This is a genomic window from Streptomyces sp. Je 1-4 4N24 (assembly GCF_026239515.1).
GTDB classification, from domain to species: domain Bacteria; phylum Actinomycetota; class Actinomycetes; order Streptomycetales; family Streptomycetaceae; genus Streptomyces; species Streptomyces nigrescens.
In genome coordinates this window covers 1,709,392-1,735,805 of record NZ_CP110836.1, presented here as the reverse complement: position 1 = coordinate 1,735,805, position 26,414 = coordinate 1,709,392, and the positions used below count along the sequence as shown (strand labels likewise).

The window sequence follows — 26,414 nt, the reverse complement described above, 5'->3', positions numbered from 1 at the left end:
CGGGGGCGTCGCGATGCCGCACAGTCACTCCTCGCCCCTGCGCCGCGCCCTCGTGGCGCTCGCGCTCGCCGTGCTCGCGCTGGCCCTCGCCGGCTGCGGCCGGGCCGGCAGCCCGCCGGTCAAGGGCCCCACGGGCAGCGAACTGCCCCAGTACCCGGTCGCCAAGAACTTCTCCCTGCCCGAGTCCCCGACGTGGGTGAAGGCCAAGCGCCGCGGCCATCTCGTCATCGGCGTCAAGGAGGACCAGCCCTACCTCGGCGAGAAGGACCCGGCCTCCGGCCGCTACGCCGGCTTCGACATCGAGATCGCCAAGATGATGTCCGCGGCCCTCGGCTTCCCGCCCCACACCATCGAGTTCAAGACGATCGCCTCCGCCAACCGCGAGACCGCCCTGCAGAACGGCCAGATCGACCTCTACGTCGGTACGTACACCATCAACGACAAGCGCAAGAAGCTGGTGGGTTTCGCCGGCCCCTACTACATGGCCGGCCAGTCGCTGCTGGTGCGCACCGACGAGAACGACATCAAGGGACCGCAGGACCTGGCCGGCAAACGGGTCTGCTCGGCGGCCGGCTCGACGCCGTACCAGCGCATCCAGGACGAGTACCCCAAGGCCAACCTGGTCGCCTACGACACCTACTCGGTGTGCGTCGACAACCTGCTCACCTACCAGGTCGACGCGGTCACCACCGACGACGCGATCCTGCTGGGCTACGCCGCCAAGGTGCCCGACGAGCTGAAGGTGGTCGGGAAACCGTTCTCCGAGGAGCCGTACGGCATCGGCGTCCCCCGTGGCGACAACGCGCTGCGGTTCGCGCTGGACGACGCCCTCGCCGCGGGCGAGAAGAACGGCCTCTGGCAGAAGGCGTACGACGCGACCCTCGGCCTGTCCGGGGTGCCCGCCCCCAAGCCGCCCCCGATCGACCGCTACCCGGCGACCTGAGCCGGCAAGGAACTGACCGATGAACGTTCTCCTGGACAACCTCTCCCTTTACGGGGAGGGCCTGCTGGGCACCGTCGAACTCACCGTCTACGCCTCCCTGCTCGCCCTCGTCCTCGGCTTCCTGATGGCCGCGTTCCGGGTCGCGCCGGTCGGCTCGCTGCGGGCCTTCGGCACGGCCTGGGTGACGGTGCTGCGCAACACGCCGCTGACGCTGCTGTTCTTCGCCGTGGTGCTGGGGCTGCCGCGGTTCGGCCTCGTCCTGCCCTTCAAGCTGTTCGCCATCCTCGCGCTGGGCTGCTACACCTCCGCCTTCATCTGCGAGGCGGTGCGCTCCGGTATCAACACCGTGCCGGTCGGGCAGGGCGAGGCGGCCCGCAGTCTGGGCATGACCTTCCCGCAGACCCTCGGTGACATCGTCCTTCCCCAGGCCTTCCGGTCCGTCATCCCGCCGATCGGCTCCACGCTGATCGCGCTCGCCAAGAACTCCGCGATCGCCGGCGCCTTCAGCGTCGTCGAGCTGCTCGGGGTCTACAAGCCGCTCAACGAGATGGGTTACAGCATCATCTGGACCTTCATCTGGATCGCCGTCGGCTACCTGCTCGTGACCCTGACCATCAGCGCGATCTTCAACGTGCTGGAGAAGCGCTTCGGAGTCGCCCGATGACCACCGCTCTCTACGACGTCCCCGGCCCGCGGACCCGGCAGCGGCACCGGCTCTACGGCCTCGGCGGGACGATGGTGATCCTTGCGCTGATCGCCTGGATCATCTACCTCCTCTTCGCCACCGGCCAGTTCGTCGCCGCGAAGTGGACTCCCTTCACCTACACGGGAATTCAGGACCTCCTGCTCCGGGGTCTGGGCAACACCCTGAAGGCCTTCGTTCTCGCGGCGGTGCTGTCGCTGGCGCTCGGCGCGGTGCTCGCGACCGGCCGGCTCTCCGAGCACCGGATCGCCCGCTGGGTGTGCACCCTGCTGGTGGAGTTCTTCCGGGCCATGCCCGTCCTGGTCATGATCTTCTTCATCTATGTCGCGCTGAAGGTGGAGCCGCTGCCCGCCCTGGTCGCCGGACTGACCCTCTACAACGGCTCGGTGCTCGCCGAGGTCTTCCGTTCCGGCGTCCACTCCGTCGACCGTGGCCAGCGGGAGGCCGCCTACGCACTGGGCATGCGCAAGACCCAGGTCATGACGCATGTCCTGGTGCCGCAGGCGGTCCGGGCGATGCTCCCGGCCATCATCAGCCAGCTGGTGGTCGCCCTGAAGGACACCTCGCTCGGCTTCCTCATCACCTACGAGGAGTTCCTGCACGCCGGCAAGCTCATCGCGTCCAACCTCGACTACGACCTGCCGTTCATCCCCGTCGTCATGATCATCTCGCCGATCTACATCGGGATGTGCATGCTGCTGTCCTGGCTGGCCAACTGGGTCTCCAAGCGGCAGAAGCGCAACCCCAAGGTCGAGGCCGTCGAGGTGGCCGCCCCGGAACCGGGCACCTTGCTGCCGGGGGGCCGCCCGCAGCCGCCGGCCTGAGGGCCGGGCCCCGGCCCACCGGATTGCCCCGTCACGGCGGAGAATCCCTAGTCGCGCACCGGCACCGACACATACGACGGATCGTTCGCCGGGGAGGAGAACGTCAGCCGGGCGCCGGACGGGTTGTGCTCGATGTACAGCGGGTCGACGGTGTCCACGACCACGGCGAGACGGTGGCCGGCCGGTACGTCGTAGGCCGTGGAGAACAGCTCCAGGTCGACGCCGAAGGGCTGGTTCGGGGTCTTGCCGTGGAAGGTGTACGGCGCATGGGTGACCAGCTTGCCGATGCCGAGCGGGCCCACGTCGTAGAGGTAGGCGATGGCGGTGCCGCTCTCCGCGGTGCTGGTCACGGTGGTGTGCAGCCGGGTGGTTCCCCGCACCCGCTGGCCGCTCTCGTAGCGTTCGGACTGCCAGACGGCGGCGAGGGGGCGCGGCAGCAGCGGGATCGAGGCCATCGGCGGCAGCCGGAAGAACTGGTCCATCATGCTGGAGAGGAAGATCAGGCCGCCGTTGGCGCCGGAGTCCCAGTTGGTGTGGATCCGCTTGCTGTCGGCCAGCTCGATCCTCCGGTGCGCGGACGGCACGTCCTTCCAGCTCTTGTAGCCCTCGTACGCGCCGGTGGAACGGGACTTGAGCAGCACCGGCGACTCGTGGTCGATGCCGTTGTCCGCACCTTGGAGGTAGTGGTCGAACCACCGCTTGGTGTTGGTCCAGGTGTCGTTGGGCAGCCCGAAGAGTCCGAGCCCCTCGGCCGTGGCATGGTCACCCGGGCGGAACTCCAGCCGCTTGGGGCCCTTCAGCTTCTCGTAGAAGCCGGCGTACTCATTGGGCGGGAAGAGGGAGTCGCCCCAGGCGTTGCCCAGCATGATCGCGGCGCCATTGGCGTTGATCTTGTCGAGGTAGGTGCTGGGGGAGCGCTTCCTCCCCCACTCGATCATGTCCTGTTCCTTGGAGAGGTCGGAGGCGAGGAAGTCCTTGAGGATCGTTCGGAGTTCGGCGCTGGGACGTCCCGTCAGGGCGCCGGTGCCGCCGAGCATCGCGGCCGCCTGTTTGTGCTGTGTCCGGCCGCTGTAGATCGAGCTGATGAGGTCTCCCCAGCCGCTGAGTGCCGCAACTGCCTTGATCCGCTTGTCGAACGCGGACGCCAGCAGGCTGATCCCGGCGCCGTAGGAGACCCCGGCCATACCGACCTTCCGCGGATCGGCCGGGGTGTGGGCCAGCGCCCAGTCGATGACCTTCGAGGCATCGGCGATGTCCTTCGGGCCGGCCGTCTCGATCTCCCCGCCGGACTGCCAGAACCCGCGGGAGTTGTATCCGACGACCACATAGCCCGCCTCGGCCAGTTTCCTGGCCTGTGCCAGGTACTCGACCTGCGGCATCGACCAGCTCGTGGGCAGCACGATGACGGGGTGGCGCCGGGTGCCGTCGGCGCCGGCCGGGGTGAAGACGTTGGCCTTGAGCGTGATGCCGCCGTCGCCCTTGATGTCGACGAACCGCAGGGAGGCGGAGCCGCCCGAAGTCGCCGCCGCGGGGGCGGATTCCGGTGTTGCCGCCTGGGCGGTGGCCGGTGCGCCGGTGAGGACCGTGGCGGCGAGGACGGCCGCGGAGACGGTGCCGATCGCGACGCGCAGCGTCGTACGGGAGGGCGTCATCTTCTGCTCCAGATCTCAAGATGCGGGCCGCCGCACGCTGTCCGAGGACAGGTGGGGCGTGCGGCGGACCCGAATGTGACTGGAGAGTAAGGTCCGCTCCTTACCTCTGGTAACCCGTCGGTAGGTTACGGGTGGGTAACGCCCGTGTGTTCAGGGGGAGTCGGGGGCGGAGTAGGGGGTGCCCCCGGAGCGGACGGCTGACCGGCCGGCGGCTTACGATCCGGGGGCGAGAACGTCGTTACCGTCGACCGGTCGGAAGTGGGGGAGCGGTATGGCCGCGGGAGAAGAGGTGCTGGTCGTCGGGGCCGGTGTGGTGGGCGCTTCGGTGGCGTACCACCTGACGCGGCTCGGCCATGAGCGGGTGACCGTGCTGGACTCCCGGGGGCCGCAGGCGCTCCCCGGTTCAACGGGCCTGGCTCCGGGGTTCGTCGGCCAGCTCAGCGCCACACCGGAGCTGGCCGTACTGGCGAAGGACAGCGTGGCCACGTACCGGGCGCTGTCCGCCGCCGCGGACGAACCGGCCTTCTGGCAGGTCGGCTGCCTCGAAGTCGCCACCACCGAGGAGCGCCTCGCGCAGGCCCATCAGGATGTCGAGCACGGCCGTGGGCTGGGCATCGAGGCGCGGGTGCTCGACGCGGCGGAGGCCGTGGCGCTGGCTCCCGCACTGGTCGATGCCGAGCGGGCACTGGGGGCGCTGCACATCCCGTCCGACGGGGCCGCCGATCCGGCCGGCCTGACCCGGCTGCTCGTCGCCGCCGCCGAGTCGGCCGGTGCCCGCTTCCGCTGGCGGACGCCCGTACAGGCCCTGGAAGCGGACCGCGGGCGCCTCGTCGGGGTGCGCACCGGCACGACGGGCGAACTGCTGCGGGCCGACCGGGTCGTGCTGGCCACCGGCATCTGGGGCCCGGTGCTGGCCGCCGGGGTGGGGGTGCGGCTGCCGATGGTGGACGTCCAGCATCCGTATGTCTTCACCGCCGAGCGGCCCGAGCTCGACGACACCCCCATTGACGCGCCGATCGTGCGCTATCCCGACCACGCCGTCTACACCCGCCGCCACGGCCGCCGCTACGGCCTGGGCAGCTATGCGCACCGCCCCCTGCCCTGGGAGCCGTCCGCCACCCGTGACAGTGCCGAAGTGCCGTTCCGGGAGGCGGATTTCGGCTCGGCGCTCGCCGAGGCGCGCCGGCTCGTCCCGGCCTTCCGGCAGGCCTCGCCGGGGCGCCGGCTCAACGGTGTCTTCGCCCTGACCCCCGACGAGCTGCCGCTGGTCGGCCCGGTGACCGAGGTGCCCGGACTGTGGGTCGCGGAGGCGAGCTGGGTGACCCATGCCGCCGGCGTCGGCCGGCAGGTGGCGGCCATGCTGCTGGAAACCGGGAGGCTCGCCGTGGACCCCGCCCGGCTGGCGCCTGGGCGCTTCGACCACTGGAGCGACCGCACGGTGTACGAGACCGCGCTCGGCCACTATCAGGGCATCTACGACGCGCACTGAGGGCCGTTGAGGGGTGGGCGGGCGCGCGAGGCGGACCGGCCTCCGCGCCCTTTCCCGTCCGGCGTCAGCCGCTCGCCGCGGCCGTTTCCGCGCTGTCCGGCAGGGAGCGGAGAAACTCCGCCAGCACGGCGTTGAACTCGTCCGGCCGTTCCAGGTTCGGCATGTGGCCCGCCTGCTCGATGACCGCCAGCGTGGCGTCCGGGACCCGCGCATGGATGTCGCGGGCGTCGCTCACGGGCGTGTAGGCGTCCTCCGTACCGACCACCACCAGGGCAGGTACCGATATCCGCGACAGCAGGTGCGTGTAGTCGGGGCGTTCGGCACGGCCGCGCAGTGCGGCAGCCGCACCCTCGGGAGGGGCGGCCGTCATCATGGCGAGGACGTGGGCGGCGACCTCCGGCCGGTGGGCGAGGGTGTGCGGGGAGACCATCTTGTCCAGCACCTCCTGCGCATAGCCGGCCATGCCCTCGCGGAGCAGCCGCGCCGCCATGTCCCGGCGCGCGGTCCTGCCCTCCTCGGTCTCCGCCGCGGCGAAGGTGTCGGCGAGCACCAGGCCCCGTATCCGCTCCGGGAAGAGCCGGTAGCACTCCATGACGATCTGGCCGCCCATGGACAGACCGCCGAGGACGAAGCGCTCGATACCGAGCCCGTCGAGCAGGGCGAGGAGGTCGCGGGCGAAGGTCTCCAGCGGGGTCGTGCCGGGGACGACCGTGCTCTCCCCGTAGCCACGGAGATCCGGGGCGATCACCCGCCGTCCGGCCCGGCTGAAGTGCTCGGTCTGCGGGCGCCACATCGAACGGTCGAAGGGGTGACCGTGCACCAGCACCAGCGGCTCACCGCTGCCCTCGTCCTCGTACCCGACAGTGATCTCTCGGCAATCGACCGAAGCCATGGCCCGTCCCCTCCACTGCGACTTGACGCCTCGATGCTATAGAGGGCAATCTCTCGGTGCAATATAAATATTGCGCTCGGTGCAATATGCTTCGGGTGTCTTATGGGAGTGACCGATGGACGACTATCGCGCGATTGCCGAGGAGCTCGCGGCCGAGATCGCCGCCGGCCGCCTCCGCCCGGGGGAGCGGCTGCCGCCGCTGCGCCGGTTCGCCCGTGACCGGCGTATCGCGAGCTCGACCGCGGCCCGGGTGTACCGGGAATTGAGCCGACGCGGGCTGACGGTGGGCGAGGTCGGCCGCGGCACCTTCGTCCGCACCGCCGTGCCCGCTGCCGAGCCCGCCCTGGCCGAGCCGGGCGAGGCCCGGGTTGACCTGGAGCTGAACTTCCCCGTACTGCCCGGCCAGCCCGCGCTGCTCGCCAAGAGCCTGGGGCATCTGCTGCGCCCCGACGCCCTGGCCGGCGCGCTCCGCCCGGTGGGGGCCGCCGGCACGTCCGTGGCCCGCCGGGCCGCGGCCGCGCACCTCGCCCGTGGAGACTGGGCCCCCGATCCCCGGCAGCTGCTCTTCGCGGGCAACGGCCGGCAGGCGGTGGCCGCCGCGGTCGCCGCGCTGGTTCCGGCTGGTGAGCGGCTCGGCGTCGAATCGCTCACCTACCCCGTCGTGAAGGGCATCGCGGCCCGCCTCGGCGTCACGCTCGTCCCCCTCGCCATGGACGAGCACGGCCTGACCCCCGAGGCGCTGCGCACCGCCCCTCCGCTGCGCGCCGTCTATGTCCAGCCCGCCCTGCACAACCCGCTGGGTATCACCATGCCGGCCAGTCGGCGTTCGGAACTCGCGGAAACCCTGCGGGAGTTGGGCCTCCACGCCATCGAGGACGCGATCTACGGGTTCCTCCGTCACGACCTGTCCCCCCTCGCCGCCCTCGCACCGGAGCGCACCGTGGTCATCGACAGCCTGTCCAAACGGCTCGCGCCCGGACTGTCGCTGGGATTCCTCACGGTGCCCGACGGCGCCACACAGGACTTTGCGACCGCCCTCAGAACGGGCACCTGGACCGCCTCCCGCTTCGCGCTCGACGCGGCCACCCGCTGGATGGCCGACGGCACCGCGGCGGCCGTCGAGGAGGAGAAGCGCGCCGATGCCGCGGCACGTCAGCGGATCGCCGCCGAACGGCTCGCCGGCTTCCGGGTCCGGGCCGATCCACAGGCGTATCACTGCTGGTGGGAACTGCCGGACCCCTGGCGGGCCGACACCTTTGTCGCCGCGGCCGCGCGCCACGGGATCGCCGTCACCCCGTCCGGAGCCTTCGCCATCAGCCCGGGCCACGCCCCCAACGCCGTACGTCTGGCGCTCGCCTCGCCGCCCCTCGACGTCCTGGCCGAGGCGCTCGACGTCCTGGCCGGGCTGGCGCAGGGGGCGCCGGAGGACACCGGGGCGGAGTGAGGGAAGCGCCGGGCTGGGCGGGCGGCGGCTCAGATGCCGCTCGTCAGGTGCCGCTCGTCAGGTGCTGCTCATCAGGTGCCGCTCATCAGGTGTCCGAGACCGGTGCGCAGTTCCGCCGTGTTCATCACCGGCTGCAGCGAGACCTTCGCGTGCAGGTCCATGAAGAACGATTCGAGGAGCGTCGGCATCTGCGACGACTCCGTCATCTCGAAGTAGAAGTAGGCGGTGCGTTCACCGCTGTCGAGGGTGAAGTAGGCCGCCTCCGGCTGCAGGGCGGCGATGGCCGTCTCCATGATCTTCGGCAGACTGCCGTTCTGGATCACTTCGTTGCCTGTCTCGGTCGGTATCCGGGCCGTCAGAACCATCCTCATCGGGCTCACTCCTCGCATGGAGGGCGTGGGGCGGGTGGAGCGCGGCGGCGAACCGGGAGCCCGGGTGCTCGGCGCCTCCGTGGGACGCTCCGGTGCACCGCTTGTGCGTATCTGTCCCTGTATGTTCTCAGGATCTCATGGCCCGGGAGCCGGGGTCAGGTCCGGCCCCGGTGTGCGGACGCGGATCGGAGCCGGTCAGCAGATGCTCGGGGCGGCCGCTGGGCGGGACCTCCTCGGCCGGCGGCACTGGGCCCGGAGGGGTGCCGTCACCGAACGGCCGGCCGCCCAACTCCTCGCGGTGGTGCGGCGTCAGCCAGCCGGAGAGGTCCGGACCGTCCGGAACGATGCCGGTCGGGTTGATGCCCGTGTGTACCCGGTAGTAGTGCTGCTTGATGTGGTGGAAGTCGACGGTGTCGCCGAAGCCGGGTGTCTGGAAGAGGTCCTTGGCGTAGGCCCACAGCACCGGGTCCTCGGCCAGCTTGAACCGGTTGCACTTGAAGTGCCCGTGGTAGACGGCGTCGAAGCGGACCAGCGTGGTGAACAGCCGGATGTCGGCCTCCGTGAGGGTGTCGCCGACGAGGTAGCGGCGGTCATGGAGGCGCTCGGACAGCAGGTCCAGGCGCCGGAACAGATCGCGGAAGGCGGCGTCGTACTCGCTCTGCCCGGTGGCGAAACCGGCCCGGTACACGCCGTTGTTGACGTCCCGGTAGACGCCCGCCATGACGACATCGATCTCCTCGCGCAGCGGTTCCGGATACAGATCGGGCGCGCCGGGCCGGTGCAGCGCCGTCCACTCCGTCGCGAAGTCCAGGGTGATCTGCTGGAAGTCGTTGGTGACGAGCTGCCCGCTGGGCACGTCGACGAGGGCGGGGACGCTGACCCCGCCGGGGTAGTCCGTCTCGCGGGCGTCGTAGGCCTCGCTGAGGAAGCGGATGCCGAGTACGGGGTCGCGGCCGTCCGGGTCCAGGGTGAAGCGCCAGCTGCGGTCGTCCTGGATCGGGTCGGTGATCGCGAGCGAGAGCGACTCCTCCAGGCCGAGCAGCCGTCGTGAGATGACGGCACGGCTCGCCCAGGGGCAGGCGCGGCTGACCACCAGCCGGTAGCGGCCGGCCTCGACCGGCCAGCCGTCGCGGCCGTCCGCCGTGACCCGGTCCGCGAAGTGGCTCTTGGACCGCTTGAAGGGCTTCCTGCCGTACGCGACATTGCCGTCGGTGGCGGTGTCCGAGGTGCCGTCCGTGGGGCCGCCGTTGTTGCCGGCGTCGGGGTGGGGCATCACCGACTCCTTCCGTCTGCGGTTGCTCCGGGTCCTCAGGGCGAGCCTTCCCTGACGGGGGCGGGTTCTCCCCCGCGTCAGCCGCCCGGCGCACGGCCGCGGCCGGGCCACGGGACGGCCCGGCTCAGCCGAGGTGGGTGAGATCGGGGCGCAGCCGGTGCCAGATCGGATGCCGCAGCCGGCCGGCCGAGGTCCAGCCGGTGAGCGTGATCTCGGCGACGAGCCGGGGCTCGGCCCAGTGCACCCCCGCCAGCTCCACCGGGTTGAGGAACGGGGACCGGTCGAGCCGGATCACTTCCAGATACCGCGCCAGCTCATGGCGTTCCCGGTCGGACAGCCCCGAGCCGACCGAACCGACATAGCGCAGCCCCGCGGGCTCCGCCAGGCCCGCCAGGACGGAACCGGGGAGTCCGGCCAGCCCGCCATGCCCTTCCGTCCAGCCCCCGATGATCACGTCGAGGGTCAGCAGATGCTTGGTCTTGCGCCACTCGGGTGACCGCACACCCGGCAGATAAGCCGAGGTCAGCCGCTTTGCCACCACCCCTTCCAGACCGGCCTGCAGCGAGGCGTCCCACGCCTGCTGCCCATGGCCCTCCACATATCCGGGCGCCGACCAGTTCGGGCCGCGCAGCCCCAGCCCGGACAGCAGGGACCGGCGCTCGTAGTACGGCGACCCGAGCAGCGAGCCGTCCAGATACATCAGGTCGAAGAGGACGAGGTGTACGGGGTAGTCCATGGCCAGCCGGGCCGTGCGGCGCGGGTTCACCACGCCCATCCGGCGCTGCAGCAGCCCGAAGTCGGGCCGTCCGCGCGCGTCCAGCACCACCACCTCCCCGTCGAGCACCGCGGTCCGGCCCCGCAGCTGCTCACCCAGCGGCGCCAGCTCCGGGTAGGTGCCGGTCGCGTCGTTGCCCGCCCGGGTCACCAGCCGGATGGTGCCGTCGCCGGAGGTGTTGACGATGCAGCGCGCACCGTCCCATTTGGCCTCGAACGCCCAGGCCGCCTCCTCGTTCCCGGCAGGCAGCGGGCCGACCGTGGCCAGCATCGGCCGGATCACGGGGTAGGAGGCCGAGCCACGCTCGGCGGACGGGGCCATGGTTCGATGATCGGGCGATACGGGGACGTTCGCAGATCGGCATGCGGGCGGGCGATACGGGGACGTTCGCAGATCGGCACGCGGCCGGGCGGGGCGGTCACGCCCGGGTGCTCAGGCGCCCGTGCCCGGACGTACCCCGCTGCGAGGGGCGTCCCCGCGCGGCGGTCCCCCCACGGGCAGCTGCTCCTCGCCCTCCGTACGGACATGCGGCAGGATCCGGTCCAGCCACCGGGGCGTCCACCAGGCCGCCGGGCCCAGCAGCGTCATCACCGCGGGGACCAGCAGCAGTCTGACCACGGTGGCGTCGATCAGTACGCTCACGGCCAGCCCGAGGCCCAGCATCTTCACCACGATGTTGTCGCTGATGATGAACGCGGCGAACACGCTCACCATGATCAGTGCGGCGCAGGTGATCACCCGGGCGGTGATCTCCAGGGCGTGCGCCACGCTCGCCTTCGCGTCGGCGGTGCGCAGCCATGCCTCGTGCACCCGCGACAGCAGGAAGATCTCGTAGTCCATGCTCAGCCCGAAGACGATCGCGAACATCATCATCGGCACATAGCTCTCGATCGGCACCGTGCCCGAGACCCCGAGCGCCGGCCCGCCCCAGCCCCACTGGAAGACCGCCACCACCACCCCGTACGAGGCGGCGATCGACAGGACGTTGAGCACCGCCGCCTTCACCGCGACCAGCACGCCCCGGAAGACGGCCAGGATGATGACGAAGGCGAGCGCGACGACCACGGCGATGATCAGCGGAAGCCGGCTGGAGACGATGTCCAGGAAGTCCACCTGGCCGGCGGTCGTGCCCGTCACATAGCCGTGCGCATCGGTCCCCTTCACGGCCTCCGGCAGCAGGTCGTGCTTGAGCCGGTTGACCAGATCCGTGGTGTCCGCGTTCTGCGGGGCCTGGGTGGAGTAGGCGGTCCCGGTCAGCACCGCGCCGTCCGGGGTGGCCTTCAGCGGGGTGATGAAGGCCGCGCCCGGGACATCCGTGAGCACCTTCCGGGCCTGTGTCGCCAGCATCGGGCGGTCCGCCTGCGGGACCGCGGACTCGTCGATGACGAGGGTCAGCGGGCCGTTGGAGCCGGGGCCGAACGCCGAGGACATCAGATCGAAGGTGCGTCGGTCGGTGAACGACTTCGGGTCCGCGCCGTCGCCGATGTGCCCCAGCTGGATGGAGAAGAGCGGGATGGCGAGCACGACCACGACGAGCACCCCGCCGGCCAGATACCACCACGGGCGGCGCTCCACCCGCTGCGCGTACCGGTGCCAGCTGCCCTGTGCCGCCTCACCCGGTCCGGCGTCCGTCTCGGCGATCGGGCAGCGGACCCGGAGCCGGTCGATCCGGCGGCCGATCAGCCCGAGCAGCGCCGGTACGAGGGTGAGCGCGCCGAGCACCGCCGAGACCACGGTGATGGCGGCCGCCACGCCCAGTTTGCCGATGAAGGAGACGCCCGAGACCCACAGCCCCATGAGCGCGATGATGACCGTGCAGCCGGACACCAGCACCGCCCGGCCGCTCGTGGCCACGGCCCGGCCCGCCCCGGTGACCGGGTCCGCACCGTCCATGAGGTTCTGCCGGTGCCGGGTGATCAGGAAGAGCGCATAGTCGATGCCGACGCCGAGGCCGATCATCGTGGCCAGGGTGGGGGAGACGGTGGCGAAAACGAAGACGGCGGCGATCAGCCCCAGACACGCCAGCCCGCACAGGGCGCCGATCAGCGCGGTCAGCAGCGGCACACCGGCGGCCAGGACACTTCCGAAGCCGACCAGCAGCACCAGGATCGCCACCCCGAAGCCGATCACCTCACTGGTCCGGTCGTCGGGCTCGGGCCGGGCCAGCTCGCCCAGCGGCCCGCCGTACTCCACCTCCACACCCGCGGAACGCAGCGGCCGCACGGCCGAGTCGACCCCGTGCAGATAGTCCGGCTTCAGCGTGGACGGCTGCACACTGAACCGCACCGTGATGTACGCGGTCCGGCCGTCGGTGGACAGCGGACCGACGTGGGGCGTCCCGGGCGGCGGCTTGGCGGGCGGTGCGCCGGGCGACGGCAGCGGGTTCTGCGCGGACAGCACATCCGGCAGTTCGCCGAGAGCGGTGACGGCGCTGTCGATGTCGCCGCGGAAGTCCGTCAGTGGCTTGGCCGTGTCATGCAGCACGACCTGGCTGCTGTAGCCCCCCGCCTTCGGCTCGTGCTCCTGGAGCACCTCGCGGCCCTGTGTCGACTGGACCCCGGGCAGCGCGAAGTCGTCGGAGTACTCCCCGCCGTACGCACGCTGCAGGAACTGCAGCCCTGCCAGGGCGACCAGCCACAGCACGAGGACGACGACGAAGTGCCGGGCACACCACTCGCCGGTCCTGCGCAGCACGCCCTTGTCGCCGGACGCGCCGAGTGCGGCCGCCCCGCTCGGCTTCCTCGGCGACGACATAGGTGCTCCCGATGCGGGCCGGCGCTCCTGGCACATGCGGACAGGCAGCAGTCAACGCCGGTTCCGCCGCCACGGCATGCCCACCGGGGAATACGGGTGTCGGCCGAACGGGTGCGTCACCGGCCTCAAGCGCCGGTGGGGAGCGGTTCCTTGCGGAACACCAGCAGATAGCGCCAGAAGAGCAGCCGGCGGATCCGGCAGCCGGGGAGCAGCGCGGCGGCCTCCCGGCGGATGCGGGGCAGCGGCATGCCCGGCGGTGCGACGGGTGGTTTCACCGGAGCCGTACCGGACGGACGGAGCCTTTCCGAGGCGCCGACGGCGAGCCTGATCCCCGCATTCACCGGCGCGGCGGCCAGCCCCCAGCCCCAGTCGGCCGGCGACTTCTCCTGATAGCAGCCCAGGACGACCAGCACTCCGCCCGGCGCGAGGGCCTTGCGCAGAGCGGTGACCGTGTCGAACGGCATGTGATGGAGGCTCGCCAGGCAGGAGATGAACCCGTAGTGGCCCTCGGGCAGTTCCAGCCGGGTGATGTCCGCGTGCTCATAGCGGGGCAGCCCGCCCCCGTCCGCGGTCTCCCCGTCCGCGGCACGGGCCTGTGCGAGGACTTCGGCGGACGGATCGACCGCATGGACATCGAGCCCCAGCCCGGCCAGCCGGCGCGCGAACCGGCCGGTCCCGCACCCGACGTCGAGGGCGGTGCGGCAGTCGCGCGGCAGGTGCCGTAACAGCAGACGGTGGTAGTGGTCGTTGTGGTCAAAAGGCATCCACCGACCCTAGGTCCCTGCCGGCGGCCCCACCAGGATCATCCGCTCACGCCTGTTCCCCTGCGGCTCCTTACGATTCCTTACGATCACTTGTGGCACGGCACGAGGTAAGGACGATCTGTTGATGAACCATTCCTGGGCGTCTGTTGAGCGCGGTATGTCCCTTGGGCGTTCCGGCTGTTGCCGTGGTGCGTGGGCCGGGGCGGGGGTTGCCCGATGAGCCGGGCGGTGCTGGTGACCGGGGCGTCGCGGGGGATCGGGCGGGCGGTGGCCGAGATCTTCGCCGAGCACGGGGACCGGGTCGCGCTGCATTACGCGTCGCGTCGGGCGTCCGCTGAGGCGGCGTTCGCGGGGCTGGCGGGGAGCGGGCATGTGCTGGTGCAGGGGGATGTGAGTACGCCCGAGGGGGCGGCGGCGCTGGTCGACGCGGCCGTGGACGGGCTGGGCGGCGTCGATGTGCTCGTCAACAACGCGGCCGCGAATGTGGCGCACCCCCTGGACCGCACCTCGTTCGAGGACTGGCAGCACGCCTGGCGGCAGGTCGTGGACGTGAATCTGCTGGGGGCGGCGCACATCAGCTACTGCGCGGCGCGGAACATGATCGAGCGGGAGGTGGAGGGGCGGATCGTCAACATCGGGTCGCGGGGCGCGTTCCGCGGTGAACCGGATCACCCGGCGTACGGCGCGTCCAAGGCGGCGCTGCATGCGATGGGCCAGTCGCTGGCGGTCCACCTGGCGCCGTACGGCATCGGTGTGGCCTCCGTGGCTCCGGGATTCGTGGCGACCGAGCGGGTCGCGGACCGTATCACGGAGGACGTGCAGCAGCAGAGCCCGTTCGGCCGGGTCGCCGCGCCCCGGGACGTGGCGTCCGCCGTCCACTACCTCGCCTCGCCCGAGGCGCTCTGGTCCTCCGGGACGGTGCTGGACGTCAACGGGGCGTCGCATCTGCGCTGAGAACGGGGAAGCCCCGGCCGAACGGGGGAATTCGGCCGGGGCGGTTTCGGGGGGCGCGGGCGGCGACGGCGGTGGCCTCCGGGCCTGCTGCCGAGCGGCGGTGGGCCGGCTTCCCGGCGAGGGCCGTGCGGCGCCGTCGGGTCGGCACCCGCTTCCAATTGAACGATAAACCATTGAGTCGGTTTTCGGCCACCTGGTGACCGCTCTCGCCCGTGACCGGACCCGCCGCCCCGCGCAAGTCCCTCGTCAGGGCTCGATACGGATCGGACGATAGCCGTCGTCCAGCAGCCGCGGCAGATACCAGTCCAGTGCCTCGACGGTCTGGCTGCGCTCGCCGCCGCCGTCGTGCGACAGCACGATCGCCCCGGGGTGCATCTCGTCCAGGACGGTGTAGGCGATGGTCTCGGCCCCGGGGGTGGTCCAGTCCTGCGAGTCGACCGCCCAGCCGACGGGGGACATGCCCAGGGCGTTGCAGATGCTCAGCGAGGGCTCGTCCCAGTCGCCGTACGGAGCGCGGGCGAGGTCGGGAGCGGTGCCGAGGACGTCCTCGATCAGGTCGCTGGTGCGGCCGAGTTCGCTGCGGACGGCACCCGGCGGCAGCGTGGTGAGCAGCGGATGGGACCAGGTGTGGTTGGCGACGGCATGGCCATCGTCGGCGAGGGCGCGCAGCAGGTCAGGGAACTCCAGGGCGTTCTCGCCGATGACGAAGAACGTGGCGCGGATGTCGTGGCGGCGCAGGATCCGCAGGATTTCGGGGGTGTGGGCGGGGTGCGGCCCGTCGTCGAACGTGAGGAAGATTTCCCGGCGGTCGGTGGACAGACGGAAGGCGACATTGGGGTGCGGGGGTGAGGCGCCGGGCCCGGAGCGGGAGGTCTCGCCGGCCATCGGGCGGAGCCGGAACGGGCCCGGGGCACTCGCCGGACCGGCGTACTCGGCGGGCAGCGGCGGCCCGGCCGAGGTGGCAGGTGGCTGCGTCGGACGCATTGGGGCCGACGGCCGCGGACCGGTCTCCGGAGCGCCGCCGTCGGAGGAGAACAGGACCCGGGCGGCGGAGAGCGCACCGACCACGACCGCGGCCTGCAGGAACTTCCGCCGGGTGTTCGTATGCCTATCGGAATCCACCCCTCACGTGCTCTCACGCGGCCTCCGGCGGACATGGGAGCGACACCGGGGCGGGCGGGTTCCGTACCCGATCGGCCCGCACCCGCGGGCCGTCCGGCAGCCGCCACCGGGGGGCGCCGGGGCGCCGGCCGCGATGCGGTGTGGGCCCGCGAGCCTCCCTCTCCCACTGCCGGACGGCCCTTAGTTTGTCCGCCTATGAGCCAATTCTTCAGGCCGAAGCGGATGATGGTGGGCCGTCCGCTGGACAGTGCGCGGCTCGGTGAGACGCTGCTGCCGAAGCGACTGGCGCTACCGATCTTCTGCAGTGACCCGCTGTCCTCGGTCGCCTATGCCACCGAGGAAATCCTGCTGGTCGTCGGCCTCGGCGGGATCGCGCTGCTCCACCTGACCTGGTACGCCGCGGCCGCCATCGTGCTCGTGCTGGTCACGGTCGTGGCGTCCTACCGGCAGACCTGTTACGCGTATCCCAGCGGCGGCGGGGCGTACCGGGTCAGCGCCCAGAACCTCGGGCGGAACGCGGCGCTCACCGCGGCCAGCGCGCTGCTGGTGGACTATGTGCTGACCGTCGCGGTGTCCGTGGTCTCCGGCGTCGCCGCGATCACCTCCGCGATCCCGTCCCTCGGCGGCCATGACGTGGCGCTGTCCGTCGGGTTCGTGGCACTGCTGGTCCTGATGAATCTGCGCGGGGTACGGGAATCGGGCCGGGTCTTCGCCGTTCCCACCTATGGGTTCGTCTTCTTCATCTACCTGATGTTCGTGTTCGCGGCCGTACGGATGGCCACCGGCGCGCAGATCCGCGCCGAGTCCGCGGACCTGCCGCTGCACCCCGTCTCGCCCTACACGGGTCTGGCGCTGGTCCTGCTGGCGATGCGTGCCTTCGCCTCCGGCTGCACCGCGCTGACCGGTGTCGAGGCGATCAGCAACGGAGTGCCCGCCTTCCGCCGGCCGAAGAGCCGCAACGCCGCCAACACGCTGCTGGTCATGGGGTTCTTCTCGGTCACCATGTTCGGCGGGATCACGATCCTGGCCATGCTGTACGACGTGCATGTCGCGGTGCAGCCCACCGAACTCGGGCTGCCGCCGGACACCCCGACCTCCACCGCGCTCGCCCAGATCGCCCGGGCCACCTTCGGCGACCTCGACACGCTCTTCTATCTGCTGCAGGCCTTCACTGCCGGGGTGCTGATCCTCGCCGCCAACACCGCCTTCAACGGCTTCCCGATGCTGGCGTCGATCCTCGCCGAGGACGGGTTCGTGCCCCGGCAGCTGCACAACCGCGGGGACCGGCTGGTCTTCTCCAACGGCATCGTCCTGCTCGCGCTGGCCGCGATCGGGCTGATCATCCTGTTCGACGCGGAGCTCACCCGCCTCATCCAGCTCTACATCATCGGCGTCTTCGTCTCCTTCACGCTCTCCCAGACGGGCATGGTCCGGCACTGGCGGACCGTCCTCGCCGCGCCGGGGCTGCCGTCACGGGAGCGGGCCCGGCACCGGCGCTCCCAGGCGATCAACGCGGTCGGCGCGGTGCTCACCGGGGTGGTCCTGGTCATCGTCCTGATCACCAAGTTCCTGCACGGCGCCTGGATCGTGGTGATCGCCATGCCGCTGCTGTTCCTGGGGATGCGCGGGATCCACCAGCACTACGGGCGCCTCGGACGGGAGTTGGCGGTCGCCCCTGACGCCCGGCCCTGGGAACCGGCCGGGAACCATGTGCGGGTGCTGGTCAACTCCCTGCACGCGCCGACCCTCAAGGCCCTCGGCTATGCCCGCGCGATGCGTCCCACCTCGCTGGAGGCGCTGACCGTCGCGGTCGAGCCCGGCGATGTGCGGGAGCTGCGCGCGCAGTGGGACGCCCATGACATCGACGTACCGCTCCAGGTGCTCAGCTCGCCCTACCGGGACTTCACCCGGCCGGTGATCGACTACCTCCTGGACGTCTGTGCGCGGTATCCGGGCGGCGCCGTCACGGTCGTCATCCCCGAATACGTCGTCGGACGCTGGTGGGAGCAGCCGCTGCACAACCAGAGCGCACTGCGGCTGAAGGCCCGGCTGCTGTTCACACCGGGCGTGACGGTGGTCAACGTGCCCTATCGGCTTCCGTACGGCAAGGAGCAGGGGGAGACATAGGGGGAGGGCCGCGTCGGGCGCGTCCGGACCGGGTGCTTCACACGCCGGGGGCCGGCGCGCCGCCCCGCCGGGCTCAGGCCGCCGCCCGGTGCCCCTTCGGCTCCGCGGCCGTGAGCGCGGCCTTGGTGACATCCGCGACCAGCTCCACGACATCGGGCCCGTACGCCTGCGAGTTGACCACCTTCAGCAGCAGACAGAACTGGCCATCGGTGCCGTGCTTCCGAGCCAGCCGGGCCCGGTTGCGGACGAGATGACGGACCGCGGCCCGGTGGGTGACCGGGCGCTGGCCGGCCGCCAGGAACACCGGGCGGTCGCCCTCCCCGGCGGTCAGCCGGGCCAGCAGGACATATTCGACGGCGCCGGGCTCCACCCGGTACGCCGTGCCGCCGATGGTGAACGTGCCCCGGCCCGCGCCGGACTCGTCACCGGGGTGCACCGCGACACCCGGCAGCAGATTCGCCAGATGGGCCGCCAGCCGGCGGTGCGCGGTCGGGTCGCCGACACAGAACTCGGTGCGCGCCCCGAAGCCCTGGAGACCGGTGTCGTGCGGGGCGACCTCGGGGTGCGCACCGCAGTTCTCGATCACCGCGGCCAGCCCCAGCAGCGCCAGCGCGTCATGGCGCGGGATGCTCCAGTGGGCCGAGGCGCTGTCCCGGTGGGTGACCAGTACGCACTCCGAACCGCCCGGCAGCCCGAAGAAGCCTTGCTCACGGGTCAGCTTCCGGCGGGCCACCGCGGATTGCACGGCCCAGCCGGCGGCCAGGCCCACGATCAGGGCCGCGGCCGCCACGGTCAGGAGCAGCAGGGTGTCGTCCATGGGCGGGGAGCGTAGCGGCATTCCGGGTGGGCGTTCGAGGGCGGGGCGGGCGGCTGGGACGGCTTGTCCCGGTCCGTACGGGCATACCTGATCCGTACGGAAACGGGCAGCTGATCCCGGCCGCCACCGGGGCCCCGTGCCCGAAATGCCCTCTGTCGGCGCGGTGTTGCCGCGAGTAGGCTCCGGGCCTCTGCCGACCCCGCGCACCCTCTTGGAGGAAACCCCGGTATGACCAGAGCCCGACGCCTCACCGTCCTGGGAGCGGCCGCCGCGCTGGCCGGCTCCCTGGTGGCGGTCCCGGCCGCCGCCGGATCCGCCGCGCCCGCGCGGCCCGCCCCCGCGGAACGGGACCGCGCCACCACCGTCACACCGGAGAAGACTCCGGTCGCCGTCGGCCACGGCGGGGCCGTCTCCAGCGTCGACCCGGATGCCTCGGCCGCCGGTATCTCGGTGCTCAAGAAGGGCGGCAACGCCGTCGACGCCGCGGTCGCCACCGCCGCCGCCCTCGGCGTCACCGAGCCCTACTCCGCGGGCATCGGGGGCGGCGGCTACTTCGTCTCCTACGACGCCCGGTCCAGGACCATACGTACCCTCGACGGCCGGGAGACGGCCCCGCGCTCCGCCGGCAAGGACCTCTTCCTGGAGAACGGCACCCCGCTCCCGTTCGACGACGTCGTCACCAGCGGGCTGAGCGTCGGCACCCCGGGCACCGCCGCCACCTGGGACACCGCCCTGCGCAAATGGGGCAGCCGGTCCCTGCACCAGGTCCTGCGCCCCGCACAGCGGCTGGCCGCGGGCGGCTTCACGGTCGACGAGACCTTCCGCCGGCAGACCGCGGACAACGAGGCGCGCTTCCGCGACTTCCCGGCGTCCGCCCGCCTCTACCTGCCCGGCGGCAAGCTCCCGGTGGTCGGCTCCACGATGAAGAACCCCGACCTGGCCCGTACGTACCGGGAGTTGGCGACGAAGGGCGTCGGTGCGCTCTACGACGGGGCGCTCGGCCGGGACATCGTCCGCACCGTCCGCAAGCCGCCGGTGCGCGCCGGCTCCCCGCGCACGGTACGGCCCGGCGATCTGACCGCGGGCGATCTACGGGCCTACCGGGTCCTGAGCCAGGCGCCGACCCACACCGCCTACCGCGGGCTCGACGTCTACGGCATGGCGCCGTCCTCCTCCGGCGGCACCAGCGTCGCCGAGGCGCTCAACATCCTGGAGAAGAGCGAGGTCTCCCGGCTGAGCGAGAAGCAGTACCTGCACCGCTTCATCGAGGCGGCCCGGATCGCCTTCGCCGACCGCGGCCGCTGGGTCGGCGACCCGGCGCAGGAGGACGTCCCGACCAAGGGCCTGACCTCCCAGCGGTTCGCCGATGACCGTGCCTGCCTCATCCACGACAACAAGGCACTGACCAGCCCGCTCGCGCCCGGCGACCCGCGCCACCCCGAGCGCTGCGGTACGGGCGGACGGGCCGCGCCGACGACGTACGAGGGGGAGAACACCACCCATCTGACCGTCGCCGACAAGTGGGGCAATGTCGTCGCCTACACCCTGACCATCGAGCAGACCGGCGGCAGCGGCATCGTCGTCCCGCACCGTGGCTTCCTGCTCAACAACGAGCTCACCGACTTCTCCTTCGCGCCCGCCGGCGCCTCCGTGCGCTTTGCATCCAAGGACTCGGAAAGGAGCAAAGACGGAACGAAGTGGAGTGACCCGAACCTGCCCGGTCCCGGCAAGCGGCCGCGCTCGTCGATGTCGCCGACGATCGTGCTGCGGCACGGCCGGCCGGTGGTGGCGCTCGGCTCGCCCGGCGGCGCGACCATCATCACCACCGTGCTGCAGACCCTGGTCAACCACCTCGACCGCGGAATGCCGCTGGTCGACGCCATCGCCGCCCCGCGTGCCAGCCAGCGCAACGCGGCCCGGACCGAGCTCGAACCCGGCCTGTGGAACAGCCCGCTCCGCCGGCAACTCGAAGCGATCGGACATGCCTTCAAGGAGAACCCGGAGATCGGCGCGACGACCGGCGTCCAGCGACTGCCGGACGGCCGCTGGCTGGCCGCGGCCGAAAAGGTACGGCGCGGCGGCGGCTCGGCGAGGGTCGTGCACCGGTCATAACGCCCGCGGCACGGGAGCCGGATGTCACACCGCCGACACGGACGGACCGCTGTGTGCCGTCCGTGTGTCGTCGATGTTCCGCTCCGCGCGGCGTCGTTGATGGCCAAGGCGGTGGCGATTAGCCTCCTGGGACCGTTCGTTCGAATGAGCGGTCCCAGGGAGGGCACGCAGCGTGAGCGTTGACGAGAGCCAGGACAGCGAGACCGGGCAGGTCCCGGCCCGGCACATCGGTGCCACGGCAGGCGAGTTGGAAGGCCTCGCCGAGCAGGCGCGGGCGCTCGCCGAGGGCCGGGTGACCTCGACCGCGCTGGTACGGCGGTCGCTGGAGCGCATCGAGGCCACCCAGGGCACCGTCAACGCCTTCCGGCGGGTGCGGGCCGAGGCGGCGATGGCCGAGGCCGCGGAGGCGGACCGCAGGCTGGCGGCCGGGGAGCGGCTGCCGCTGCTCGGAGTGCCGGTCGCGGTCAAGGACGACACCGATGTGGCGGGGGAGCCGACTGCCTTCGGCTGCGCCGGAGAGTTCCCGCCCAAGGAGCGCGACGCCGAGGTCGTCCGCCGGCTGCGCGCGGCCGGCGCCGTCATCGTCGGCAAGACCAACGCCTGCGAACTGGGACAGTGGCCGTTCACCGAGGGCCCGGCCTTCGGCAACACCTGCAACCCGTGGAACCTCGCCCACACCCCGGGCGGCTCGTCCGGCGGTTCGGCCGCCGCGGTCGCGGCCGGGCTGGTCCCCGCCGCCCTCGGCACCGACGGCGCCGGCTCGGTCCGTATCCCCGCCGCCTGGTCCCATCTCGTCGGCATCAAACCCCAGCGCGGCCGCATCTCCACCTGGCCGGACCCCGAGGCCTTCCAGGGGATCACCAGTATCGGACCGCTGGCCCGTACGGTCGAGGACGCGGCGCTGCTGCTGGACGTGGCCAGCGGCAACCACGACGGCGATCTGCACCGGCCGCCTGCCATCGCGGCCCACGAGGCCGCCGGCCGCGACCCGGGACGGCTGCGGATCGCGCTGTCCTGGAAGGCGGCCTTCACCTTCACGCCCAAGCCGCTGCACCCCGACGTCCGGGCCGCGGTGACCGGTGTGGCCCGGACGCTGGCCCGCCTCGGGCACTTCGTCGAGGAGGCGGAGCCGGACTACGGGCTGGTCGGGCTGGCCTTCGTGCCGCGCGCCACGGCCGGGGTGGGGGAGTGGGCGGAGCGGGTCCCCGACCGCTCGCTCCTGGACCGCCGTACGCGGGAGGCGGCCCGGATGGGCCGGCTGCTCGGCGGGCCCGTACTGCGCCGGGCGCGCGCCGTCGAGCGGCGCCAACAGCGGCGGATCGGCGCACTGTTCGGCCCCTACGACGTCCTGCTGACACCGACCACGGCCACCCCGCCGCCCCGCATCGGCACCCTCGCCAAACTCAGCGGCTGGCGTACGGATCAGGCCATGATCGCCGCCTGCCCGTACGCCTGGCCGTGGAACGTCCTCGGCTGGCCGGGGGTGAGCGTCCCCGCCGGGTTCAGCACGGACGGTCTGCCGCTGGGCGCCCAGCTGCTCGGCCCGGCCCACGGCGAGCCGCAGCTGATCTCGCTGGCCGCCCAGCTCCAGGACGATCTGCGCTGGCACGAGCGGCGGCCGGCCGGACATCCGGTGCCGTATGACGGGGTCCGGCCCTGAGCTGCGGGGGCGGCCGCCCCTGAGCCGCCAGGGCGTCCGTCCCTGAGCCGCCGGGGCGTCCGTCCCTGAGCCGCCGGGGGCCGGCGGGCTCGCCGGAACCGCCCGGCGCGTCCCTGGCCTGGGCCGTAGCGCCTTCCGTGGCGCCTTCCGCGGTCGCGGTCCCGCTCATGGAGACGGTGGCGCCCAGCTCCGTCGCGAGACGTTCGTGGTCCTTTTCGGGCATACCGCCGGCGTAGGAGAATGACAGGCAAACTTGCGAGTTTGCCTGTCGAACCGGACCGGGTTGCCGGGTCGCGCCACGCGAGAGATGGTCTTGCCACGGTGCGTGACGGGGCCTACGGTCACCTCCACACGCGTAGATCCCGCGCGGGCTGCAGGGCTGAACGCATCGACAAAGGAGCAGCTCATGGCCGATGTTGTGCGTGCCGCACTGGTCCAGGCGACCTGGACCGGCGACACCGAATCGATGATCGCGAAGCATGAGGAGTACGCCAGAGCGGCGGCCGCGCAGGGCGCGAAGGTGATCGGCTTCCAGGAAGTCTTCAACGCTCCGTACTTCTGCCAGGTCCAGGAGCCCGAGCACTACCGCTGGGCCGAGCCGGTGCCCGACGGCCCGACCGTCCGGCGGATGCAGGACCTGGCCCGCGAGACCGGCATGGTCATCGTCGTTCCCGTCTTCGAGGTCGAACAGTCCGGCTTCTACTACAACACCGCGGCCGTCATCGACGCCGACGGTACGGTCCTGGGCAGCTATCGCAAGCACCACATTCCGCAGGTCAAGGGCTTCTGGGAGAAGTACTACTTCAAGCCGGGGAACGCCGGCTGGCCGGTCTTCGACACCGCCGTCGGCAAGGTCGGCGTCTACATCTGCTACGACCGTCACTTCCCCGAAGGCTGGCGGCAGTTGGGCCTCAACGGCGCTCAGCTGGTCTACAACCCCTCCGCCACCTCCCGCGGCCTGTCCGCCTACCTCTGGCAGCTGGAGCAGCCCGCGGCCGCGGTCGCCAACGAGTACTTCATCGCGGCGATCAACCGGGTCGGCGTCGAGGAGTACGGCGACAACGACTTCTACGGCACCAGCTACTTCGTCGACCCCCGGGGACAGTTCGTCGGCGACGTCGCCAGCGACTCCAAGGAGGAACTGGTCATCCGGGACCTGGACTTCTCCCTCATCGACGAGGTCCGCCAGCAGTGGGCCTTCTACCGCGACCGCCGCCCCGACGCGTACGACGGGCTGGTGCAGCCGTGACCCACGACCCCGCGAGCCTGCACGCCCGCCACCAGGCCGTCCTGCCCTCCTGGCTCAGCCTCTACTACGAGCGGCCCCTCGAACTCACCCATGGCGAGGGCCGCCACGTCTGGGACGCCGAGGGCAACCGCTATCTCGACTTCTTCGGCGGCATCCTCACCACCATGACGGCGCATGCGCTGCCCGAGGTGACCAAGGCCGTCAGCGACCAGGCCGGCCGCATCATCCACACCTCGACGCTCTACCTCTCCCGGCCCATGGTCGACCTGGCGGAGCGGATCGCGGCGCTCTCCGGCATCCCCGACGCCCGGGTCTTCTTCACCACCTCCGGTACGGAGGCCAATGACGCGGCCCTGCTGCTGGCCACCACGCACCGCCGCTCCAACCAGATCCTGGCGATGCGCAACAGCTACCACGGCCGGTCCTTCTCCACCGTCGGCATCACCGGCAACCAGAGCTGGTCGCCCACCAGCCTCTCGCCCCTCCAGACGCTGTACGTCCATGGCGGGGTGCGCAGCCGCGGCCCGTACGCCGAGCTGAGCGACGGCGCGTACATCGCGGCCTGCGTCGACGACCTGGAGGACATGCTCCAGCAGACCGCGGGCGGGGTCGCCGCGCTGATCGCCGAACCGGTCCAGGGCGTCGGCGGCTTCACCATGCCGCCGGACGGTCTGTACGCCGCGTTCCGCGAGGTGCTCGCCCGGCACGGCATCCTCTGGATCAGCGACGAGGTGCAGACCGGCTGGGGCCGTACCGGCGACCACTTCTGGGGCTGGCAGGCGCACGCCGACAACGGCCCGCCCGACATGCTGACCTTCGCCAAGGGCATCGGCAACGGCATGTCCATCGGCGGGGTGGTGGCCCGCGCCGAGGTGATGAACTCGCTCTCCGCGAACTCCATCTCCACCTTCGGCGGCAGCCCGGTCACCATGGCCGCGGGCCTGGCCAACCTCGGCTACCTCCTTGAACACGATCTCCAGGGCAACGCCCGGCGGGTCGGCGGTCTGCTCATCGAGCGGCTGCGGGCGGTCGCGGCCGGCCTCGATCTCGTACGGGAAGTGCGCGGCCGCGGCCTGATGATCGGCATCGAACTGGTCCGCCCGGGCACCGACGAGCGCTCGCCGGAGGCCGCCTCCCTGGTTCTGGAGGCCGCCCGCGAGCGCGGTCTGCTGATCGGCAAGGGCGGCCAGGGCGGCGCCTCGCTGCGCATCGCGCCCCCGATGACGCTGACCGTCGCCGAGGCGGAAGAGGGCGCGGATCTGCTGGCGGACGCACTGCGGACGGCGCAGGGGCGGCTGGCGGCCCCGGCATAGGGAACACGGCGGGGGCGGGGGCTTCGTCGGGCGCGAGCCCCCCGCCTGCCCACGGCCGGCGTCCGTGGGGGAGAGGGGTGTGCCGTGCCGGACGACGCGGGCCCGGACGGACGGCGCAGGGAGGGCAAGCCCGGCCCCGGAAGGCCTTATGCGGTCCCGGCGGCCTCGCGCACCGTGTCGGCCACCAGGGTGAAGAAGCGCGTGTGGGCGCGCCGGCTGCACGGGGCCTCCGGGTTCCACGGCAGCAGCCGGGACCGGGCCTCGATCGCGCGCCAGTGGGCGTCGGACCGGAGCTGTTCGGGCCGGGCGGCGTTGGCCCGTACGTCCATCAGCACGATGTCCGGGTCCATCGCCGCGGCCTCCGCCCAGCCGACGGTGGACCAGTTCATCCCGGCCCCCGCGGCCGGCTGCAGCAGTCCCACGCCGTGTTCGGTCAGCGCCCGCAGATCCGGCCAGGAGCTGGGCCGGGCCAGATGCACCCGCTCCGGGCCCGCGGGTGACAGCGCCAGCGCCCGAGGCCGTACCGCCCCGCCGGTCGCCTGCCGCAGAGTGTCCTCCGCTGCGTCCAACTCCCGTGCACGGACGAGTGGTTCGCCCTGGCCGAGCGAGCCGGCGAGCGCCGCGAACCGTTCGCGCACCTCGGCCAGGCTCCGGCCGGGGCCCACCGCGACGGTGGCGACCGGGACATGAGCCTCCAGCTCCAGGGCGGTCTTCGGCTCCAGCCCGTAGACCTGCTCGCCGTCATAGGTCACGGCCACCACGAGGTCCGGGCGCGCCTCCAGCAGGGTGTCCGGGTGCAGCGCGCCGCCCGAGCCGAGATAGGGGATCTCCGCGAGCGGCAGCTCACCGCCTTTGGCGGGGTCGGGGGCGGCGCCGTCGTGCTGGGACCCGAAGAGCCCCACGGGGCGTATGCCGTGGTCCCACAGCGTCGCCCCCGCCTGTATGTACGTCACGATCCGAAGCGGCCGGTCACCGGCCACCGCCAGGCGCCCCCGGTCGTCGGAGAACTCCCACGGTGTGCTCTGCTCCATGAACCCGCCGCCTTTCCGATCCGTCCGTCAGAATGCCGGGCCGCCCGCAGGGTTCGCCCGCCGGTGTCGGCGGATATCTGCCCATCGCACCACTCCCGCACCCCTCCCGCGACCGCCGCGCCCACCGCTCCCGCGCCCCGCGTTG

Annotated in this window: 21 protein-coding genes; 11 read left to right on the top strand and 10 right to left on the bottom strand. The window is 71.8% G+C overall.

The annotated features are described in order from the left end of the window. Nucleotides 1-13 precede the first annotated feature (13 nt). Genes SLV14N_RS07310 through SLV14N_RS07300 form a run of 3 tightly spaced genes read left to right on the top strand, consistent with a single transcriptional unit; the run spans nucleotide 14 to nucleotide 2,470 of the window. Nucleotides 14-943: a glutamate ABC transporter substrate-binding protein gene (locus tag SLV14N_RS07310; RefSeq protein WP_208680282.1), complete on the top strand. Its 930-nt coding sequence runs from the start codon at nucleotides 14-16 to the stop codon at nucleotides 941-943. Nucleotides 944-962: 19 nt separating this feature from the next. Continuing rightward, nucleotides 963-1,607: an amino acid ABC transporter permease gene (locus SLV14N_RS07305; RefSeq protein WP_208680281.1), complete on the top strand. Its 645-nt coding sequence runs from the start codon at nucleotides 963-965 to the stop codon at nucleotides 1,605-1,607. Then, nucleotides 1,604-2,470, top strand: coding sequence for an amino acid ABC transporter permease (locus SLV14N_RS07300; protein ID WP_208680280.1), 867 nt, complete (start codon nucleotides 1,604-1,606; stop codon nucleotides 2,468-2,470). Before SLV14N_RS07305 ends, SLV14N_RS07300 begins: the two co-directional genes overlap by 4 nt. 47 nt (nucleotides 2,471-2,517) lie before the next feature. Here SLV14N_RS07300 and SLV14N_RS07295 read toward each other — a convergent pair whose 3' ends face one another. After that, a complete protein-coding gene (locus tag SLV14N_RS07295) occupies nucleotides 2,518-4,122 on the bottom strand; it encodes an alpha/beta fold hydrolase (protein WP_263268639.1) in 1,605 nt (534 codons plus the stop codon). Between the two features lie 271 nt (nucleotides 4,123-4,393). Here SLV14N_RS07295 and SLV14N_RS07290 point away from each other — a divergent pair, with 271 nt between their 5' ends. Beyond that, on the top strand, nucleotides 4,394-5,611 hold the full coding sequence (locus SLV14N_RS07290) for an FAD-binding oxidoreductase (RefSeq protein WP_263268638.1): 1,218 nt from the start codon (nucleotides 4,394-4,396) through the stop codon (nucleotides 5,609-5,611). Between the two features lie 64 nt (nucleotides 5,612-5,675). Here the strand turns inward: SLV14N_RS07290 and SLV14N_RS07285 are convergent, their stop codons facing one another. Beyond that, complete coding sequence (locus SLV14N_RS07285) at nucleotides 5,676-6,503, bottom strand: alpha/beta fold hydrolase (protein ID WP_263268637.1); 828 nt, start codon at nucleotides 6,501-6,503, stop codon at nucleotides 5,676-5,678. 115 nt (nucleotides 6,504-6,618) lie between these two features. Here SLV14N_RS07285 and SLV14N_RS07280 point away from each other — a divergent pair, with 115 nt between their 5' ends. Further along, on the top strand, nucleotides 6,619-7,947 hold the full coding sequence (locus SLV14N_RS07280; protein ID WP_263268636.1) for a PLP-dependent aminotransferase family protein: 1,329 nt from the start codon (nucleotides 6,619-6,621) through the stop codon (nucleotides 7,945-7,947). Between the two features lie 71 nt (nucleotides 7,948-8,018). Here the strand turns inward: SLV14N_RS07280 and SLV14N_RS07275 are convergent, their stop codons facing one another. The 5 genes from SLV14N_RS07275 to SLV14N_RS07255 form a co-directional block, all read right to left on the bottom strand. Continuing rightward, complete coding sequence (locus SLV14N_RS07275; RefSeq protein WP_263268635.1) at nucleotides 8,019-8,318, bottom strand: hypothetical protein; 300 nt, start codon at nucleotides 8,316-8,318, stop codon at nucleotides 8,019-8,021. A gap of 127 nt (nucleotides 8,319-8,445) precedes the next feature. Next, a complete protein-coding gene (locus SLV14N_RS07270) occupies nucleotides 8,446-9,591 on the bottom strand; it encodes a glutathione S-transferase family protein (protein ID WP_263268634.1) in 1,146 nt (381 codons plus the stop codon). 124 nt (nucleotides 9,592-9,715) lie between these two features. After that, nucleotides 9,716-10,687 carry a non-homologous end-joining DNA ligase gene (gene ligD / locus SLV14N_RS07265; protein WP_208680273.1) on the bottom strand — a complete coding sequence of 324 codons (972 nt, stop codon included), beginning with the start codon at nucleotides 10,685-10,687 and terminating at the stop codon, nucleotides 9,716-9,718. Nucleotides 10,688-10,798: 111 nt separating this feature from the next. Continuing rightward, the gene (locus tag SLV14N_RS07260) at nucleotides 10,799-13,120 is read right to left on the bottom strand and encodes an MMPL family transporter (protein WP_263268633.1); all 2,322 of its coding nucleotides are present in this window, start codon (nucleotides 13,118-13,120) and stop codon (nucleotides 10,799-10,801) included. A gap of 125 nt (nucleotides 13,121-13,245) precedes the next feature. Next, nucleotides 13,246-13,884: a bifunctional 2-polyprenyl-6-hydroxyphenol methylase/3-demethylubiquinol 3-O-methyltransferase UbiG gene (locus SLV14N_RS07255; protein WP_263268631.1), complete on the bottom strand. Its 639-nt coding sequence runs from the start codon at nucleotides 13,882-13,884 to the stop codon at nucleotides 13,246-13,248. A 216-nt stretch (nucleotides 13,885-14,100) separates the two neighbouring features. Between SLV14N_RS07255 and SLV14N_RS07250 the strand changes: the two genes are divergently transcribed. Beyond that, a complete protein-coding gene (locus SLV14N_RS07250) occupies nucleotides 14,101-14,838 on the top strand; it encodes an SDR family oxidoreductase (RefSeq protein ID WP_263268630.1) in 738 nt (245 codons plus the stop codon). Between the two features lie 246 nt (nucleotides 14,839-15,084). Here SLV14N_RS07250 and SLV14N_RS07245 read toward each other — a convergent pair whose 3' ends face one another. Then, complete coding sequence (locus SLV14N_RS07245) at nucleotides 15,085-15,960, bottom strand: polysaccharide deacetylase family protein (RefSeq protein ID WP_208680270.1); 876 nt, start codon at nucleotides 15,958-15,960, stop codon at nucleotides 15,085-15,087. Nucleotides 15,961-16,155: 195 nt separating this feature from the next. On the opposite strand from SLV14N_RS07245, the gene SLV14N_RS07240 reads away from it, so the two are divergent. Then, nucleotides 16,156-18,087, top strand: coding sequence for an APC family permease (locus SLV14N_RS07240; RefSeq protein ID WP_263268628.1), 1,932 nt, complete (start codon nucleotides 16,156-16,158; stop codon nucleotides 18,085-18,087). Nucleotides 18,088-18,160: 73 nt separating this feature from the next. Here the strand turns inward: SLV14N_RS07240 and SLV14N_RS07235 are convergent, their stop codons facing one another. Then, complete coding sequence (locus tag SLV14N_RS07235) at nucleotides 18,161-18,904, bottom strand: hypothetical protein (RefSeq protein WP_263268627.1); 744 nt, start codon at nucleotides 18,902-18,904, stop codon at nucleotides 18,161-18,163. A 228-nt stretch (nucleotides 18,905-19,132) separates the two neighbouring features. Between SLV14N_RS07235 and ggt the strand changes: the two genes are divergently transcribed. The 4 genes from ggt to SLV14N_RS07215 all read left to right on the top strand — a co-directional run bounded on the left by ggt (nucleotide 19,133) and on the right by SLV14N_RS07215 (nucleotide 25,238). Continuing rightward, entirely contained in the window at nucleotides 19,133-21,016 is a 1,884-nt protein-coding gene (gene ggt / locus SLV14N_RS07230) for a gamma-glutamyltransferase (RefSeq protein WP_263268626.1), read from the top strand. A 172-nt stretch (nucleotides 21,017-21,188) separates the two neighbouring features. Next, complete coding sequence (locus tag SLV14N_RS07225; RefSeq protein ID WP_263268625.1) at nucleotides 21,189-22,676, top strand: amidase; 1,488 nt, start codon at nucleotides 21,189-21,191, stop codon at nucleotides 22,674-22,676. A 406-nt stretch (nucleotides 22,677-23,082) separates the two neighbouring features. Then, nucleotides 23,083-23,925: a nitrilase-related carbon-nitrogen hydrolase gene (locus SLV14N_RS07220; RefSeq protein WP_263268624.1), complete on the top strand. Its 843-nt coding sequence runs from the start codon at nucleotides 23,083-23,085 to the stop codon at nucleotides 23,923-23,925. After that, nucleotides 23,922-25,238, top strand: coding sequence for an aspartate aminotransferase family protein (locus tag SLV14N_RS07215; protein ID WP_208680265.1), 1,317 nt, complete (start codon nucleotides 23,922-23,924; stop codon nucleotides 25,236-25,238). The genes SLV14N_RS07220 and SLV14N_RS07215 overlap by 4 nt, the downstream gene beginning before the upstream one ends. Before the next feature lie 146 nt (nucleotides 25,239-25,384). On the opposite strand, the gene SLV14N_RS07210 is transcribed toward SLV14N_RS07215, so the two are convergent. Beyond that, a complete protein-coding gene (locus SLV14N_RS07210; RefSeq protein ID WP_263268623.1) occupies nucleotides 25,385-26,269 on the bottom strand; it encodes an ABC transporter substrate-binding protein in 885 nt (294 codons plus the stop codon). Nucleotides 26,270-26,414: the final 145 nt, after the last annotated feature.